Raw genomic sequence first — 16,220 nt, forward strand, 5'->3', positions numbered from 1 at the left:
CCCGCCAGCGACGAGCTGGGGCTAGGCGTGCCCAGCCGTCTGCATCTGCCGCAGCTCTTTCTTCAGGTCCCCGACCTCGTCGCGTAGCCTCGCGGCGAGCTCGAAGTGCAGGTCAGCCGCAGCCGAGTGCATCTGGTCGGTGAGCTGACCGATCAGGTCGGTGAGGTCCTCGGCCGGCACTGCGGCAAGGCCGTCATGCCGGACAGGGGCGCCGCCCTTGGCCGTCTTGCCGCCCTTGCGCTTCTTGCCCGACTCCGCCAGGAGCGCCCGGGTATCGGCGTCCTCCTGGGCGATGGAATCGGTGATGTCAGCAATCCGCTTCCGCAGGGGCTGCGGATCAACCCCGTGCTTGAGGTTGTATGCCACCTGGATCTCACGACGTCGGTTGGTTTCGTCGATGGCTTTGGCCATCGAATCGGTGATCCGGTCCGCGTACATGTGCACCTCACCCGAGACGTTACGGGCCGCACGCCCGATGGTCTGGATCAGGGAGGTGGCGCTGCGCAGGAACCCTTCCTTGTCGGCGTCGAGGATGCTGACCAGCGACACTTCAGGAAGGTCAAGGCCTTCACGGAGCAGGTTGATGCCCACCAGGACGTCGAAAGTCCCGAGCCTCAACTCACGCAACAGCTCCACCCGGCGCAGGGTATCCACGTCTGAGTGCAGGTACTCAACCTTCACCCCATGTTCCAGCAGGTACCCGGTCAAATCTTCGGCCATCCGCTTGGTCAGGGTGGTGACGAGCACCCGCTCGTTCAGTTCCACCCGGGTGCGGATCTCCCCCAGCAGGTCATCGATCTGGCCCTTGCTGGGCTTGACCACCACCTCCGGGTCGATCAGACCGGTCGGCCGGATGATCTGCTGTACGTACCCATCCGACTTGCCCAGCTCATACTTCCCGGGGGTTGCCGAGAGGTAGACGGTCTGCCCGATCCGGTCCAGGAACTCGTCCCACTTGAGCGGCCGGTTGTCCATCGCGGAGGGGAGCCGGAACCCATGGTCCACCAGGGTGCGCTTCCGGGACATGTCACCTTCATACATGGCACCGATCTGCGGAATGGTCACGTGTGACTCGTCGACTACCAGCAGGAAGTCGTCGGGGAAGTAGTCGAGCAGGCAGTGCGACGCCGAGCCCGGACCGCGGCCGTCGATGTGTCGGGAGTAGTTCTCGATCCCGTTGCAGAACCCCATCTGCTGCATCATTTCGAGGTCATAGGTCGTCCGCATCCGCAACCGCTGGGCTTCGACCAGTTTGTTCTGCGACTCCAGCTCGTCCAGGCGGACCCGGAGCTCATCCTCGATCTGCTTGACCGCCCGGTTCATGCGCTCGGGGCCCGCGACATAGTGCGACGCCGGGAACACATACATTTCGGTCTCTTCCCTGACGATTTCACCGGTCAGCGGGTGCAGGGTGTAGATCTTCTCGACCTCGTCGCCGAAGAACTCAATGCGAAGCGCCAGTTCCTCATACATGGGGATGATTTCGACGGTGTCGCCACGCACCCTGAAGGTGCCCCGGTGGAAGTCGATGTCGTTGCGGGTGTACTGCATTGACACGAACTTCCGCAGCAAATCGTCGCGGTTCATCTGCTGGCCGGTTTCCAGTGTGACCATCCCGGCAACATATTCTTCGGGGGTGCCCAGACCATAGATGCAGGACACGGTGGCCACCACGATCACGTCCCGGCGGGTCAGCAGGGCGTTGGTGGCGGAATGCCGGAGCCGTTCCACTTCCTCGTTGACCGAGGAGTCCTTCTCGATGAAGGTGTCCGTCTGGGGAACGTAGGCTTCCGGCTGGTAGTAATCGTAATACGAGACGAAGTATTCGACCGCGTTGTTGGGCAGCAGTTCGCGGAACTCGTTCGCCAGCTGCGCCGCGAGGGTCTTGTTCTGCACCATCACGAGCGTGGGCCGCTGGACCTGTTCGATCAGCCACGCAGTCGTCGCGCTCTTGCCGGTACCGGTGGCGCCCAGCAGCACCACGTCCTTCTCGCCCGCCTTGACGCGTTCACTGAGTTCGGCAATCGCGGCAGGCTGGTCACCGGCAGGCTTGAATTCGCTGATCACTTCGAAAGGGGCTACCACCCGTTTAATTTCCTGCGCAAGGCTCATATAAATACGTTAGACCCTCCCCCGGACAATCAGCGTCCTGAATGGGGCAACTTAGCCGACGGCAGAAGAGGGCTGAGCAGTCCAGCCAGTGTCGGCAATCCAGCGTTTCAGCAGCGGATCTGCGACGGTGGTGAACCATTTCTCCTTGCACTCCGCGTAGCCCTCGGTAGTCGCATCCCGGGTGTGCTGGGCCGCACACCGCTCCTTCTCCGCCTGGTACTGGGCCGCGGCGCCCGGGTCGGAGCGCAGCCAGTCCCTGAACGACAGGGCATACCGCCATCCAGGCGAACCCTCAACCCGAACATGAAGGTTAACCGCGCGACCAGGGTCGGCGTTGGCGTGCAGACGCTTCCCCCATCGGGAGGGGTCGGGAACGTCCTGTTTGGGTTCATCCCGTGTGATGCCTTCGAGCAGCGGAAACCCTGCTGCGACCAGCTTTCCGGCAATCGCGTCGGCGTCTTCAAGGGTCGCGACGGTGACCTGCAGGTCGAGGACATCCTTGGCGGCCAACCCGGGCACAGCGGTCGACCCGATATGGTCGACCGCCAGCACCAGGGGATCAACCAGACGCACCCTGCCCATGATCCGTCCGGCCTGTTCGGGCCAGTCGTCGCGGGAAGGCACCAGTTGCGGGCCACCACTGCGTGCGGCCCGAACGCCGCGCAACAGGTTGTGGTTGAAGGGCACCAGTCGTTCGTCCCAGAGGCGGTCGACGGCGGCCAGCAGATCCTGTGGGGTGCTGTCGTTGACGAGGACGACGTCGGCGGCTGCCTTCCGCTCGGCACGCGTGGCTTGCGCACCAATCCGGGCCCGCGCGTCGTCGTCGCTCATTCCCCGGAGGCGGGTCAGCCGCTCGATCCGGACGCTGTCGGGAGCGTCGACCACCACCACCAAATGGAACTGGTGCTGCTGGCCGGTCTCCACCAACAAGGGAATATCCTGCACGACGACGGCGTCCGGGGGCGCAGCCGCCGTCAGCTCACGGGCGCGTTCCCGCACCAACGGGTGGATGATCGAATTCAACGTCATCCGGCGGGACGGGTCACCGAAAATGGCTGCCGCCAGCGCCGGCCGATCCAGGCTACCGTCCGGAAGCAGCACCTCCTCACCGAATTCGGCGGCCACGGCTGCCAGCCCGGCCGATCCTGGTTCCACGGCCGCGCGGGCCAGCACATCGGCGTCGACCAGCACCGCGCCGAGCTCTGCCAGCCTTGAGGCGACAAGTGATTTCCCTGCTGCGATCCCGCCGGTGAGGCCAATTCTGAGCATGTCCCCACCCTAATACGTGGGATGTGCCCGCCGCCCTCCAGATGCCTGGCTCCACGGCAGTCCTCGGCGATCCTCGGCAGGCGGGGTACGGGTGCTCCCCCGCTGGCAGGCCCGGTGAGCAGGACCGTCCCTGCTCCCCGAGCCTGCTCGTCACTGGGACATTTGCGCTGGCGCAACCTCCCGCCCACTAGACTGGGGCCGGTGAATGACAGTGGAATAATCGGCTACACAACGGTCCGGGGCGAGCACCGCCACGAGACCGATGTGCGTCGGTCACGCTTCATCACTGTCGTCCGGCGGATTGCCAGCGAGGACGAGGCACGGTTGCTCCTCACCGAGCTGCGCCGGGAGTTCCACGACGCGCGCCACCATTGCAGCGCCGTCGTGCTGGGTCCTGATCGGTCGGTCCAGCGCGCCAACGACGACGGCGAGCCGTCGGGTACCGCCGGTGCCCCCATGCTGGACGCCATCCTCAAACGCGACAATGCCGATGGCGAGGCTGACCTGAGCGACGTCGCGGTGGTGGTGGTCCGCAATTTCGGTGGAGTGTTGCTTGGTGCTGGCGGACTGGTTCGCGCCTATTCCGACGCTGTCTCCCAGGCGCTGGACTCGGCGCCACGTGTCCGACGACGACTGTTGCAGCTCCTGGCGGTCCCGGTGGCTCACACCGACGCGGGGCGGGTCGAAAACGAGCTCCGCAACGCAGGCGTCGACGTCCTGGGAACCGACTATCCGGCGGAACGGGCCACCATCCGGGTGGCCATACCGGCCGGGAACGCATCGATCGACGAGTTTCGCGCCCGCCTCGCCTCACTGACCGCCGGCCAGTCCGGCGCCCAACTACTCGACCTGAAATGGGTGGACTGTGACTGACTTTTCCTTTGACAACCTTCGACGGGCTCCCGACGTCGAGGCCCCGAACCTCTTTGCATTCGACGCCACCGATCGGCTCCTCCTCGACACCGCCGGCNGCGGCGATCACCGCCGACCGGGACGGCGTCGTCGTCATTGGGGACCACTACGGTGCGCTCACTCTCGGCGCCGCCGCGCTGCATGGGGCACACTCGATTCGCACCCACCAGGACCCGGTCTCCGGTGAGCTCGCGTTGACAGCCAATGCGCACACCGCTGGCCTGGCCGCGGCCTTCTCACACTATCCGCTCAACGAGGCCCTGTTGGCTGGCGCCCGCACGGTCCTGCTGCAGCTGCCCAGGTCACTGGCCGCGCTGGATGAGATCGCGTGGACGATCGCCCGCTACGCGAGCCCGGACGTCACAGTGTTCGCCGGCGGCCGGGTCAAACACATGACCACCGCGATGAACGGCATTTTGGCCCGCCACTTCACCACTGTGGCTGCCGGACTGGCACGCCAGAAGTCCCGGATCCTGACGGCGTCGGCGCCCGTGGCCACCTCCGCCAGCGGGTTTCCGGTGGAGGAGAAGCACGACGTCGGCCTGCCCGCACCGCTGATCCTCAAGGCTTTCGGCAGCACCTTTGGTGGCGCCAAACTGGATGCGGGGACCCGGTACCTGCTCCCTGCCCTCTCCGCGACCCGAGCTGCGGGGCAGGCAATCGATCTGGGGTCGGGCAATGGCACGATTGCCGCCTATCTCGCCCTCACGCGGCCTGCGATGGAGGTTGTTGCAACGGACCAGTCAGCGTCAGCTGTTGCGTCTTCCCGTGCGACCGCCGATGCCAATGGTGTCGGCGACCGAATCACGGTCGTGCGGGATGATGCCCTGGCCTCGATGCCCGACTCATCAGCCGAGCTCATTGTGCTGAACCCGCCCTTTCACATGGAGGGCACCGTTCACTCCGGGATTGCCCTGAAGCTTTTCGCCGATGCCGGCCGGGTGCTCAAACCGGGAGGTGAACTCTGGACGGTCTGGAACAGCCACCTCCAGTATCGGACCCCGCTCGCCTCCATGGTTGGCCCCACCCGGCAGGCCGCCAGGAACCCGAAATTCACCGTCACAGTGTCCACCCGACGCTGAGGCAGCCGGTCCGGAAACCGGCCCCGTCACGCAATGATCAGTGAACTTACTTTCTGGAATATACTTCGGGAATGTCGACAGCTCAGCAGTCAGCCCCGTCCAAGCTAAAGCAGCCTCCGCCGCTGTGCCCGCAGCCGATCTGGCGGGTTCGACGTCGCCACTGCTCGACGTCGTCAACGCCACCGGGTTCGGGATCCCCGAGTGGATCTTCGGACTGGTGGCTCTCATCGCCGTCGCCAACGGGTCGCTGCTCACCATGATCATGGCAAGCCGGCTGACCTATGGGATGGCCGAACAAGGCCTGCTGCCATCGGTGCTGGGCCGGGTACTCCCCAACCGGCGCACACCGTGGGTCGCGATCATTGCGACCACCGTTGCCGCGATGATCCTCAGCAGCACCGGTGATCTGGCATCGCTGGCGGAGACGGTCGTGGTGCTGCTGCTGTTCGTGTTCCTCAGCACCAACATCGCCGTGCTGGTGCTTCGCAAGGACCGGGTGGACCACCAGCACTTCCAGATTCCGGTGATCTTTCCCTACCTGGCGATCGCGTCCTGTGTCCTGCTCATGACGCAGCAGAGCGCCGACATCTGGTTACGCGCGGGAATCCTGGTGGCTATTGGCCTGGTGCTGTATGCGATTCAACACCGCACGACCCGCCGCTCCGCCCCGGACCGCACCGCGGACTCCGACCGAGAAGTGAAGCACTGACCGATGCGCGTCACGACCGCACTCGGCAAGGGGTTCGCCAGCCTGTTCGCTACGATGAAAGCCGTAAGGCCGCAGCGTCCTATTCACCCCGACGGCGTTTGGCTCACCGGGACACTCACCCGGACCGGGCCACCTGTTTCCAGCGGCATATCCTGGATCGACGGCACCGGCCAGGACCCGATCCAGGCGCGGCTGTCCCGCTCGGTCGGGCTACCGCGCTGGAGCCCTGACATTCTTGGCCTGGCCTTACGGGTCCCCCACGGGTCTGACCACTTTGATGTGCTGCTCGCATCCACCGGTGCGTCATTTCCCGCCCGGTTCGTCCTGCTCCCGCAGCGGAATGTCCAAGCCGCCAAATTCACGTCAATGATGCCGTACAAGGGCGGGAAGTCAGCCGTTCTGCTGGCGGCTTTTCCTCTTGACCCGAGTGGCCGGATGCCAGCCACGCCTGCCGGGCTCCGTGTGGGATTGGCGAAGCGTCCCCTGGAACTGGCCCTGTGCTTCAGCCGTCCCCTGGGTGATTGGACCCGGTTCGGCACTCTGGTGCTGACCCTGGAAGAGCTTGAGCCGGTGCTGGTGGCACGGGGCGGTGATCCGACGGGTTTGCGTTTTGACCCGGTCCGGCGCCCGCTGCCCGGATCCGAAACCTATGCCTGGACCCGGGCGCTCCGGGAACCGTCCTATGCCGAAGCCAGGGTTGCACCGGGCCACGCGCTCCCGGGTTCAGACTCACGCTGAGCAGCCCCCTCTGGTGCGTGCGCCCGAACACGGCAGGCAAAACGCGAGACTGAACGAAATTGGGCGCGAAAAAGGCCCCCACCATTGCGGTGGGGGCCTTTTCAGGTGCTAGTGCTGGACCTTAGTTGCCGGTCAGCTTTTCGCGCAGTGCGGCAAGTGCCTCGTCTGACGCGAGCGTACCCGTGCCGACGTTGCTGTTGCTGCTGGCGTTCGTGCTCTCAGTGGCGGCTGGCTCAGAGGAGTAGCTCGTGGAGCTTGACTCGACTGGCTCGTTGGCAGCAGCTGCATCGTCAGATGCGTGCTGCACAACCTGCTTCTTGTGAGCTTCCCAGCGTGACTGGGCTTCAGCGTACTGAGCTTCCCAGGTTGCGCGCTGAGAGTCGTAACCCTCGAGCCATTCGTTGGACTCTGGGTCGAAGCCCTCTGGGTACTTGTAGTTGCCTTCTTCGTCGTACTCGGCAGCCATACCGTACAGAGCCGGGTCAAACTCGGTGCTGTCGGCGTCGACGCCCTCGTTAGCCTGCTTGAGGGAGAGCGAGATCCGACGACGTTCGAGGTCGATGTCGATGACCTTGACGAACAGTTCGTCGCCAACCGAGACAACCTGCTCTGCCAGCTCCACGTGGCGGACTGCCAGCTCGGAGATGTGGACCAGGCCTTCGATGCCGTCTTCGACGCGAACGAATGCACCGAAGGGAACCAGCTTGGTGACCTTACCCGGAACAACCTGCCCGAGGGCGTGGGTGCGGGCGAAGGTCTGCCATGGATCTTCCTGGGTGGCCTTGAGCGACAGTGAGACACGCTCGCGGTCCAGGTCCACCTCGAGAACCTCGACGGTGACTTCCTGGCCAACTTCGACAACCTCGGAGGGGTGATCGATGTGCTTCCAGGACAGCTCGGAAACGTGAACGAGTCCGTCGACGCCGCCCAGGTCCACGAAGGCACCGAAGTTGACGATCGAGGAGACAACGCCCGGACGAACCTGGCCCTTTTCCAGCTTGTTGAGGAACGTGGAACGCACCTCGGACTGGGTCTGCTCGAGCCAGGCACGGCGGGACAGGACCACGTTGTTGCGGTTCTTGTCCAGCTCGATGATTTTCGCTTCGATCTTCTGACCGATGTAGGGAGCAAGATCGCGTACACGACGCATCTCAACCAAGGACGCGGGCAGGAAGCCGCGGAGGCCGATGTCGAGGATGAGTCCACCCTTGACAACTTCGATGACCGTACCGGTGACGACGCCGTCTTCTTCCTTGACCTTCTCGATATCGCCCCAGGCACGCTCGTACTGAGCGCGCTTCTTGGACAGGATCAGTCGGCCTTCTTTGTCCTCTTTGGTGAGCACCAGTGCTTCGACCTGATCGCCAACGGAGACAACGTCTCCGGGATCAACGTCGTGCTTGATGGACAGCTCACGGGAAGGGATAACACCCTCGGTCTTGTAACCGATGTCGAGCAGAACTTCGTCGCGGTCAACCTTGACTACCGTTCCTTCAACGAGGTCTCCGTCGTTGAAGTACTTGATGGTGGCGTCAATGGCTGCGAGGAAGTCCTCAGCGGTGCCGATGTCGTTGATCGCGACCTGCGGTGCACCTGGCTTCTCGGTGGTGGTGATGGTCATGTAGTTGGGACTCCGTTGTGGATGATTAGTTGATCCGGAGAGCGACGCCTGGGCAACAGGAAACTCTGCTGATTCAGATGGAGCTCGTCCGGAAGTGGACTTTTGGAGAGAAAACGACTTACCTGATGCTGCTTGGCAACCCGTTTCGCAGTGCGCATTACACGCCCGTCTAGTCTAGCCGTTTGCGCCAACACAGGTCAAAGCGGCGGGCGACGCCGGGTGCCGGGTCAGAAGTGGGTAATGCAGTACGGATCGGTCGGGGTCTGGAAGATCCGGTCGACGACGGCGAGGCTCCCCTGTCCTGTGGGCCCCTGTTCGGTGAGGTGCCCGGCAGCGGCCAGGGTCCGGGCTGGAACGCCGCCCAGATACATCGACCCGAGAGCCGTGACATCGACGCGGAGCTGCGTGTCGGCGTCGTCGTCGAGTCGTGCCACCGACCCGGAGCCGTTCTCGACCGTCAACCGGAACCGGCCCGCGGCATAGCCGAGAGGATCCACGATTTCCAGGCTGACCGTTCCCGCACCCTGGTAACCCCGTGCTTCGAGGGCAGCAATGGGGTCGAGGATGCGCAGCCACAGGACATCCTCGTCGCCAATGAGTTTGTAGCAGCGACGATCCTGCAGGGCCCACGGCAGGGGGTCGTTCACGGGTGCCAGATCGAAGGTGATGCGCTGGACGAGGTCGATTGCGCCAAGGTAACGCCACAGCTCGAGGTAGGCGGCGTCGGAGACGGCGACCAGATCAACAATCTTCATCGTGTACGGGGTGGTCCCCCAGCCGGAGAATTTGTAGGACACGAACCCGTCGGGCCGGCCGTCGTCGTCGTAATGCACCGCGACGCGCACACCCTTGTCCTCGACGGGCCGTTCCTCGCCCCAGCGGCCGGAGGCACGCTGCGGGTAGGCGAACTGGCGTCCCACCGAACCGGTGGTGGCGTGATGGAACCGGGCGAAAATCTGTTCGGACAGTGCTGCCGCGGAGGCCGGTGCCACGATCTCGGTGACACCGAACGCCGGCGTGCGCAACGCGAACCGCTCCTTCACATCCACCTCGATGTTGCGGGTGAACGTTGCAGCACCGAAACCGAACCTGCCGTAGATGGTCGCCTCCGATGCGGTCAGCGCTGCGATGGCGAGACCTTTGGACGCGGCGGACTGCAGATCACTGGTCATCATGGTGCGCAGCAGCCCACGACGGCGGTGGGTGGGGCGCACGGTGACGGCAGTGATCTGGTGCGCGTCAAGCAACTGGCCGTTGCCGACGTTGAGGGAGTTGACCATGGTGGCGTAGGTGGCCACCGGAATGCTGGCATCCCACGCGTGTGCACTGGCAGCGTCGTCGTAGGCACCCCACAGGGTCCGGCTGTCGGAGGTGAACGCCGCGGCATAGGTGGCTAGATCCTCCGGCTCGGTGCGGGCTTCGTGGAAGCCGAACCGGACCGCTTCGAACCAGTGGGCCAGGGCACCGTCGGATGAGGAATCTGTCTCAGCGGTCACCGTGAAGGTGTCGATGCGCAGTGCGGATGGGGCGGCGGAGTCTTGGGTAGCGGTCACGATCCATCAGCCTAGTGTGGCGGAGCGCCCGGCACCAGTGAGCTGCCGGCCGCAGTGAACTCCCGGCACCAGTACGTACCCCCGGCCCCAGTGCGTAGCGCCCGGCACGACCGAGCGGGCCTGGGCTAGTGCGCGGCCTCGTGCCAGCTCGCTCCCACACCCACCGAGACGTCCAACGGAACCGTGAGGTCAGCCGCAGCCCCCATCTGCTCGCGCACCAGCAGCTCCATGGTGTCCCGCTCACCGGGCGCAATCTCGAGCACCAGCTCATCATGTACCTGGAGCAGCATGCGGGAGGAGAGACCCTGCCTGCGCAATTCGGCGTCGACGCCGAGCATCGCCTTCTTGATGATGTCGGCAGCCGAACCCTGGATGGGCGCGTTCAACGCCGCCCGTTCAGCCATTTCCCGCAACTGCCGGTTGTCGCTGGAAAGATCCGGCAGGTACCGGCGGCGGCCCTCGATGGTGGACGTGAACCCGTCGACCCGTGCCTGCTCCACGACACCGCGCAGGTAGTCGCGGACGGCGCCGAACCGGTCGAAGTAGTCGCCCATCAGGGTGCGGGCCTCGTCCACCGAAATGGCGAGCTGCTTGGAGAGTCCAAACGAGCTCAGACCGTAGACCAGGCCGTAGGACATCGCTTTCACCTTGGACCGCATCGCGCTGGTGACCTCGGCGGGTGCGACGCCGAAAATGTGGGCACCGACAAACCGGTGCAGGTCCTCCCCATCGCGGAACGCCTGGATGAGGCCCTCATCCCCGGACAGGTGCGCCATGATGCGCATTTCAATCTGCGAGTAGTCGGCGGTCATCAGGCAGTCAAAGCCGTCACCGACGACGAACACCTCGCGGATCCGCCGGCCTTCGTCGGAGCGCACCGGGATGTTCTGCAGGTTCGGGTTGGTCGAGGAGAGCCGTCCCGTGGCCGCGATGGTCTGGACGTACGTGGTGTGGATCCGGCCGTCGTCGGCCACTGACTTCCGCAGCCCCTCGACCGTCTGACGGAGTTTGGAGGCGTCCCTGTGAGCCAGGAGCTGTTCAAGGAACGGATGCCCGGTCTTCACGATCAGGTCAGTCAGCGCATCGGCGTCGGTTGAGTAGCCGGTCTTGATCTTCTTGGTCTTGGGCAGTTCAAGCTCGTCGAACAGGACCGCCTGCAGCTGCTTGGGCGACCCCAGGTTGATTTCCTTGCCGATGATCCTGAACGCCTCGGCGCTCGTGGTGCTCATGGTCGCCGAAAAATCATCAAACAACTGGTCCAACCGGTCCATCGCCACGGATACGCCGGTGAGCTCCATTTCCGCCAGCACCTCGGCCAGGGGCAGTTCGAGCCCGCCGAGCAACTGGTTGGCGCCCCGCTCCACCAGTTGGCCGGCGAAGTACTCGCTGAGCTGCAGGGCGGCGAAGGCGCGGGCGACGGCGGGGGACGCGACATCCTCGTCTTCCAGCTGGAGCGCGAGCTGCCCCCCGGTGGTCCCTGCGGCGGGCGCGATCGACATTTTCAGGTGCGATTGGCTCAGGTCCGCCAGATCGTAGGCCCGACGGTCCGGCTGGATCAGGTACCCGGAGATGGCCGTGTCATCCACCACCCCGGCAAGTTTCAGCCCGCGCGCGGCGAGTAGTTTGTAGGCGGCTTTGAAGTCATGGGCCACCTTGGGTGCACTGAGGTCACCCAGCCAGCCGGCAAGCACCTGCTCAGCCTCAGCGTCGAGCGTCTCCAGATCCAGGTACGCCGCGGCGGTCGAGGTGACAATCGCCAGCCCGACGACGTCGTCGTTCCCGGTCGTTGACTGGGTCACCAGCTGGATGGCTGCGATGGCCTGGTTGGTCGCTTTGAACCATTCGGTCAGGTCGGCCGCGCTGGTCAGGACCACGTGCTCCGGCGGGGTCATTTCGTCGTGGGACTCGGCGGCGTCTTCTTCCCCGAACAGGTCGAAGAGGCGTTTGCGGAGGACGTTGAATTGGAGGGAGTCGAACAGCTCCTCGACGGCCGGGCGGTCGGGGGTCCTGGACACCATCGTGTCCAGCTCAACCGGCAGGTCCAGGTCAAGGTGCAACTGGTTCAGGCGGCGGTTGCGCTTCACCAGCTCGATGTGCTCCCGGAGCGAGTCCCCCACCTTCCCCTTGATGGCGTCGAGGTTCTCGAGGATGCCGTCCAGTCCGCCGTACAGCTTGATCCACTTGGCAGCAGTCTTGGGGCCCACTCCTGGGACTCCCGGCAGGTTGTCGGCGGTTTCCCCGACCAGCGCGGCCAGGTCGGAATACTTGTCCGGCGGGACGAGGTACTTCTCCTCCACAGCCTGCGCATCCATTTGCGGAATGTTGGTGACACCCTGCTTCGGATACAGCACGGTGACGCGGTCGTTGACCAGCTGGAAGGCATCGCGGTCACCGCTGACCACCTGAACGTCCCAGCCTTCGGCGGCGGCCCGAACCGAGAGGGTGGCGATGATGTCGTCGGCCTCGTACCCCTCCATCGACAGGGTGGGGATGTGCATCGCCTGCATCACCTTGATGATGAGGTCCACCTGGCCATGGAATTCCGTCGGCGTCTTCGCGCGGCCCGCCTTGTACTCGGTGTACTCCTCGGTCCTGAACGTTGGGGTGCTCAGGTCCAGTGCCACCGCCACATGGGTGGGCTTCTGGTCCCTGATCAGGTTGATCAGCATCGCCGTGAACCCGTAGACGGCATTGGTGTGCTGTCCCGTGTCGGTGGAGAAGTTCTCGGCCGGCAGGGCGTAGAACGCCCGGTAGGCCATCGAGTGGCCATCAATGACGAGGAGGCGATTACGGGATCCGTCGGCCGGCCCGGTGGCCGTCGGCGGAGCGTCAGTCAGAGTCGTGGCGGCTACGGGAACATCGGGTTTGGTTGTTTGACTCACAGGTGCCAGCCTAGTTCCCATGACCGACAATTACACTCCGGAGTCGTCCGGACAGGAACCGCCCGCCAACCCGTTCGCTGCCGAGCTGGCCGCCGCCGGTGTGCCTGAAGAGATGCACGACTGGCTCAGCGGCCACGGCATCGGTCGCCTCGCCGCGAAAATGGGAATTGTGTTCACCGAGATGACCGCTGGCCGGCTGGTTGCCACCATGCCGGTTGAAGGGAACGAACAGGTTGCCGGAATCCTCCACGGGGGCGCGCATCTGGTCCTGGCCGAGACGCTGGGCTCCTTCGCCGCAGGCCTGCACGCTGGCCGGGACCGCCAGGCGATGGGGATTGAGATCAGTGCAACCCATCACCGGTCGGCGTCGTCGGGCCTGGTTACCGGCACCGCGACAGCCGTCCATCTGGGCCGCACGCTGACCACCCACGAAGTGGTGATGACCGACGACGACGGCCGCCGGCTCTCCACCGCCCGGATCACCAACATCATCCGCGACCTCCGCTGACGAACCTGCTGACCCCGGCCGTAGACCGTCCAACCGGCCCCTGAAAGGGCCCCGAGGGAAAGGACCGCCGGTTGCAAGCGGCGGTCCTGACCCGGAGGGCCGTTTCTGATCGAAAGGGCCCCGTTTCTGCGCGAAAGTGCCCCGCCGCCCCCGAGTGGGTGAACTATTGCAGGGAGCATTGACAAGGTTCGAAAGTCTGAGGATGCTGGCATTCACAGCGGTTCACCGTTTCAGCGGATAGGGGGCGCCTCTCCCCGATGATGCAGGAAGTGGGGACGGGTATGTCTACGAGCATTCCGGTCCAATGGAATTTGAAATTGTTGGGGTACTGGCGTCTAGAACGTGAGCACCAGCCGGTCACTGTCGCGTTCCGGCAGCAGCGGCTCATCGCTGCGCTGGCCCTGCGCGGCGGCCGTCGACGAAGCTACATCGCGGGGCTCCTGTGGCCCGACCGTACCGATGCGCAAGCCTCGGGAAGCCTGCGTGCCTGCCTGTGGAACATTGCCCACCAGCTTCCCGGTCTCCTGCAGCCAGCCAGCGATCCGCTTGCCCTCGCCCCGGGAATTGTGATCGACGTCGACGAGCTGCTCGCCCGCGTGGATCGGGTCAACCGAACGGGCCTGCTCGACGTCGGTGCACTGGTAAGGGAGGGGCTGGCCGGTGACCTTCAGACGGCGGACCTCCTGCCGGGCTGGGATGAAGACTGGCTGCGGGTAGATCAGGACAGGCTCTTCAGGCAGCGGCTCGCCGCCTTGGAGGACCTGGCCAACGCCTACCTGGCTCAGGGCCAGCTCTCGCCCGCCCTCGACGCGGCGACGGCCGCTGTCGCGTTGGACCCGCTCCTGGAGAGCGTGCAACGGACGCTCTTGCGGATTCATCTGGCGGCTGGCAACCATGGTTCGGCAATCCGCAGCTATCGCACCTATCTGACGACCCTCAACCGGGAGTGCGGGGTCAGGCCGTCCACCCGGATCACGGACCTCATCCGTCCGCTGCTCCAGGCGCAGGAGCCCACAGTGCGCGCGGAACCAGCGCCCACCTTCAGCGCCATCCTGCACCCGTCCTTCGAGTAGGTCCAGCCATGTCAGAGCCTGCTGCCGGCCCGCAACCCCCGTTACCCCCTCCCCTCGCGCCACCGACGAACCGCACCTGGCGGGAACAGGCGATCACCACCGCCGCCCAGTTGCGGACCCTCGCGGAATGGGTCAGCCTCATCGACCCCCCAGCGGGGGCGCCGCCAGGCCAGGCCAGCGCGAAGACCGCCCTGGACCACGCAATCACGTGGCACCTCAACGAAGCGTCCACCGTCGCGGAGCAGAAGTCGCCGGCCATTCAGACCTCATTCAATGGAGCAGTGGTGGAACGGGTCCTCAGCCAACTTGACGCCGCGCAGGTGGCACTTCTGCTGCGGGCACCGTTGGACTACGTCCAGTCGCAACTGCCGGGGATCCAGGCGCACGCCCGGCAGCACCTGAAGCGGGGAGACCCGCACCGGGTCGCTGTCGAAGACGTCGTGGCAGCGTCACTTGGCACCCCCCTGGATGAATCCGGGCGGATGACCCTGGTGGCTGCGTTCAGGGCGTCGTGCCTCGAGTCCCGGGAGGAATTCTCGCGGGTGCGCAGCTTCCGCAACGTGCTCATCATGGGCGCGCTCGTCCTGACCGTACTGGCGACGGCCCTCGCCGTCGCTGGCTGGATCCGGCCGGAGGAGCTGCGGCTGTGTTTCGAACCAGCCGAGGGCGTTGCCTGCCCCACGGGCAACAGGCCCCGGCCCTGGGATGTGTTCTTCATCGAATCGTTCGGACTGATAGCGGCGGCCGTCTCAGGTGCCGCTTCGCTCCGCCATGTCAGGGGCACCTCGACCCCCTTCGGTCTCCCACTGGCCCTGGCAATTCTGAAGCTCCCCGCAGGTGCGCTGACGGCAGTACTGGGACTGCAGCTCATGCGCGGCGGCTTCGTCCCCGGGTTGAGCGATCTGGACAATCCCGCCCAGATCGTGGCCTGGGCGATCACCTTCGGCGCCGCCCAACAGTTGTTCACCGGGCTGGTGGACCGGCAGGCGCAAAACGTGCTCGACGACGTCGGCGGCAAAACCGGTGGCACCGCGAACACCAACGGGCCGTAGCCGACTGCGCGGCGCCAGCCGGGAGTGCGTCCCGGACGTCGCTGCTACTGGATGTCGCTGCTACCGGACGTCGCTGCTACTGGATGTCGCTGTCGGGCGGAGGCAGGAGGAAGCGAGTCTCACCGTCCACGGAGGACACCCCCTCGACCGCTTCCAGATCCGGCCGGCAGTTCTCCGGCGCTGAGCCGGTGATCATGCCCACGTTGCCGAGCACCCGGTCAACCTCCAACCCGCAGGACCGCAACTGTTCCGCGACCTCCTGGATCGCGGAACGATGCAGGTCATCAACGGTGACGGTGAAGATCATGACCCCTCATTCCTGCGGTGCCATCACCAGACCGGAGCCGACGTCGACCGATGCCTGCAGCAACCGTTGGCTCTCCTGAGCCATCAGGGACCACAGCTCTCGCCCCCGGTAGCCTGATGCCTGCGCCCAGAGGGCTGCGACTCCCGCAGCGTGCGGCGTGGCCATCGAGGTGCCGCTGATGGTGTTGTACCGGTCGGGCATCAGCCAGGACGAACGCACCTGGAAACCCGGGCCAGCCACATCCAATTGCCCGCCCCGGATGGGGAGCGTCCTCGCGGAGAAGAAGGCCATCTCGAGGTGCTGGTCCAGCGCGCCCACCGCCATGATGAACGGGCTGTTTGCGGGCGCCCCGACAAAGCCGAAGTCCCCTTGCCGGCGGTCCGCGCCGTTCCCGGCGGCGGC

At 65.1% G+C, this 16,220-nt stretch carries 13 protein-coding genes and 1 pseudogene; 7 read left to right on the forward strand and 7 right to left on the reverse strand.

What is annotated here, in order from left to right:
- Nucleotides 1-21: 21 nt before the first annotated feature.
- Together uvrB and coaE are read right to left on the reverse strand one after the other, a co-directional pair.
- Nucleotides 22-2,112: an excinuclease ABC subunit UvrB gene (uvrB, locus tag K728_RS22620; RefSeq protein ID WP_024475593.1), complete on the reverse strand. Its 2,091-nt coding sequence runs from the start codon at nt 2,110-2,112 to the stop codon at nt 22-24.
- 51 nt (nt 2,113-2,163) lie between these two features.
- Entirely contained in the window at nt 2,164-3,381 is a 1,218-nt protein-coding gene (gene coaE / locus K728_RS22615; RefSeq protein ID WP_024475592.1) for a dephospho-CoA kinase, read from the reverse strand.
- A 201-nt stretch (nt 3,382-3,582) separates the two neighbouring features.
- Here coaE and K728_RS22610 point away from each other — a divergent pair, with 201 nt between their 5' ends.
- The 4 genes and pseudogenes from K728_RS22610 (at nt 3,583) to K728_RS22595 (ending at nt 6,822) form a co-directional block, all read left to right on the forward strand.
- On the forward strand, nt 3,583-4,254 hold the full coding sequence (locus tag K728_RS22610) for an IMPACT family protein (protein WP_024475591.1): 672 nt from the start codon (nt 3,583-3,585) through the stop codon (nt 4,252-4,254).
- Nucleotides 4,247-5,375 (forward strand): annotated as a pseudogene (locus tag K728_RS22605) (class I SAM-dependent methyltransferase). The gene K728_RS22610 and the pseudogene K728_RS22605 overlap by 8 nt, the downstream one beginning before the upstream one ends.
- Nucleotides 5,376-5,499: 124 nt before the next feature.
- On the forward strand, nt 5,500-6,084 hold the full coding sequence (locus K728_RS22600) for an APC family permease (protein ID WP_337587478.1): 585 nt from the start codon (nt 5,500-5,502) through the stop codon (nt 6,082-6,084).
- Nucleotides 6,085-6,087: 3 nt separating this feature from the next.
- On the forward strand, nt 6,088-6,822 hold the full coding sequence (locus K728_RS22595) for a hypothetical protein (RefSeq protein WP_024475589.1): 735 nt from the start codon (nt 6,088-6,090) through the stop codon (nt 6,820-6,822).
- Between the two features lie 121 nt (nt 6,823-6,943).
- Here K728_RS22595 and rpsA read toward each other — a convergent pair whose 3' ends face one another.
- From rpsA to polA, 3 genes are all read right to left on the reverse strand, one after another.
- The gene (rpsA, locus tag K728_RS22590; protein ID WP_019481442.1) at nt 6,944-8,443 is read right to left on the reverse strand and encodes a 30S ribosomal protein S1; all 1,500 of its coding nucleotides are present in this window, start codon (nt 8,441-8,443) and stop codon (nt 6,944-6,946) included.
- Between the two features lie 227 nt (nt 8,444-8,670).
- Nucleotides 8,671-9,996: a GNAT family N-acetyltransferase gene (locus K728_RS22585; protein ID WP_019481441.1), complete on the reverse strand. Its 1,326-nt coding sequence runs from the start codon at nt 9,994-9,996 to the stop codon at nt 8,671-8,673.
- Between the two features lie 125 nt (nt 9,997-10,121).
- A complete protein-coding gene (polA, locus tag K728_RS22580; protein WP_024475588.1) occupies nt 10,122-12,755 on the reverse strand; it encodes a DNA polymerase I in 2,634 nt (877 codons plus the stop codon).
- Nucleotides 12,756-12,897: 142 nt separating this feature from the next.
- On the opposite strand from polA, the gene K728_RS22575 reads away from it, so the two are divergent.
- The 3 genes from K728_RS22575 to K728_RS22565 all read left to right on the forward strand — a co-directional run bounded on the left by K728_RS22575 (nt 12,898) and on the right by K728_RS22565 (nt 15,511).
- Nucleotides 12,898-13,386 (forward strand): PaaI family thioesterase, encoded by a 489-nt coding sequence (locus K728_RS22575; protein WP_019481439.1) that lies wholly within the window; start codon nt 12,898-12,900, stop codon nt 13,384-13,386.
- Nucleotides 13,387-13,667: 281 nt separating this feature from the next.
- Nucleotides 13,668-14,459 carry an AfsR/SARP family transcriptional regulator gene (locus K728_RS22570; RefSeq protein ID WP_035746716.1) on the forward strand — a complete coding sequence of 264 codons (792 nt, stop codon included), beginning with the start codon at nt 13,668-13,670 and terminating at the stop codon, nt 14,457-14,459.
- An 8-nt stretch (nt 14,460-14,467) separates the two neighbouring features.
- Nucleotides 14,468-15,511, forward strand: coding sequence for a hypothetical protein (locus tag K728_RS22565; protein ID WP_024475586.1), 1,044 nt, complete (start codon nt 14,468-14,470; stop codon nt 15,509-15,511).
- Nucleotides 15,512-15,587: 76 nt separating this feature from the next.
- Here the strand turns inward: K728_RS22565 and K728_RS22560 are convergent, their stop codons facing one another.
- The gene (locus tag K728_RS22560) at nt 15,588-15,818 is read right to left on the reverse strand and encodes a hypothetical protein (protein WP_024475585.1); all 231 of its coding nucleotides are present in this window, start codon (nt 15,816-15,818) and stop codon (nt 15,588-15,590) included.
- Between the two features lie 6 nt (nt 15,819-15,824).
- Nucleotides 15,825-16,220, reverse strand: a 396-nt coding sequence (locus K728_RS22555; RefSeq protein WP_035746715.1) for a S8 family serine peptidase, incomplete at its 5' end; no start/stop codon positions are given.

Source organism: Arthrobacter sp. CAL618 (assembly GCF_000468215.1).
Taxonomy (GTDB): Bacteria; Actinomycetota; Actinomycetes; order Actinomycetales; family Micrococcaceae; genus Arthrobacter_D.

What these genes read in the sequence shown, in the direction of transcription:
- uvrB (WP_024475593.1), bottom strand. Translation starts at nt 2,112, where the DNA reads ATGAGCCTTGCGCAGGAAATTAAACGGGTGGTAGCCCCTTTCGAAGTG.
- coaE (WP_024475592.1), bottom strand. Translation starts at nt 3,381, where the DNA reads ATGCTCAGAATTGGCCTCACCGGCGGGATCGCAGCAGGGAAATCACTT.
- K728_RS22595 (WP_024475589.1), top strand. Translation starts at nt 6,088, where the DNA reads ATGCGCGTCACGACCGCACTCGGCAAGGGGTTCGCCAGCCTGTTCGCT.
- rpsA (WP_019481442.1), bottom strand. Translation starts at nt 8,443, where the DNA reads ATGACCATCACCACCACCGAGAAGCCAGGTGCACCGCAGGTCGCGATC.
- polA (WP_024475588.1), bottom strand. Translation starts at nt 12,755, where the DNA reads ATGGCCTACCGGGCGTTCTACGCCCTGCCGGCCGAGAACTTCTCCACC.
- K728_RS22575 (WP_019481439.1), top strand. Translation starts at nt 12,898, where the DNA reads ATGACCGACAATTACACTCCGGAGTCGTCCGGACAGGAACCGCCCGCC.
- K728_RS22570 (WP_035746716.1), top strand. Translation starts at nt 13,668, where the DNA reads ATGTCTACGAGCATTCCGGTCCAATGGAATTTGAAATTGTTGGGGTAC.
- K728_RS22565 (WP_024475586.1), top strand. Translation starts at nt 14,468, where the DNA reads ATGTCAGAGCCTGCTGCCGGCCCGCAACCCCCGTTACCCCCTCCCCTC.
- K728_RS22560 (WP_024475585.1), bottom strand. Translation starts at nt 15,818, where the DNA reads ATGATCTTCACCGTCACCGTTGATGACCTGCATCGTTCCGCGATCCAG.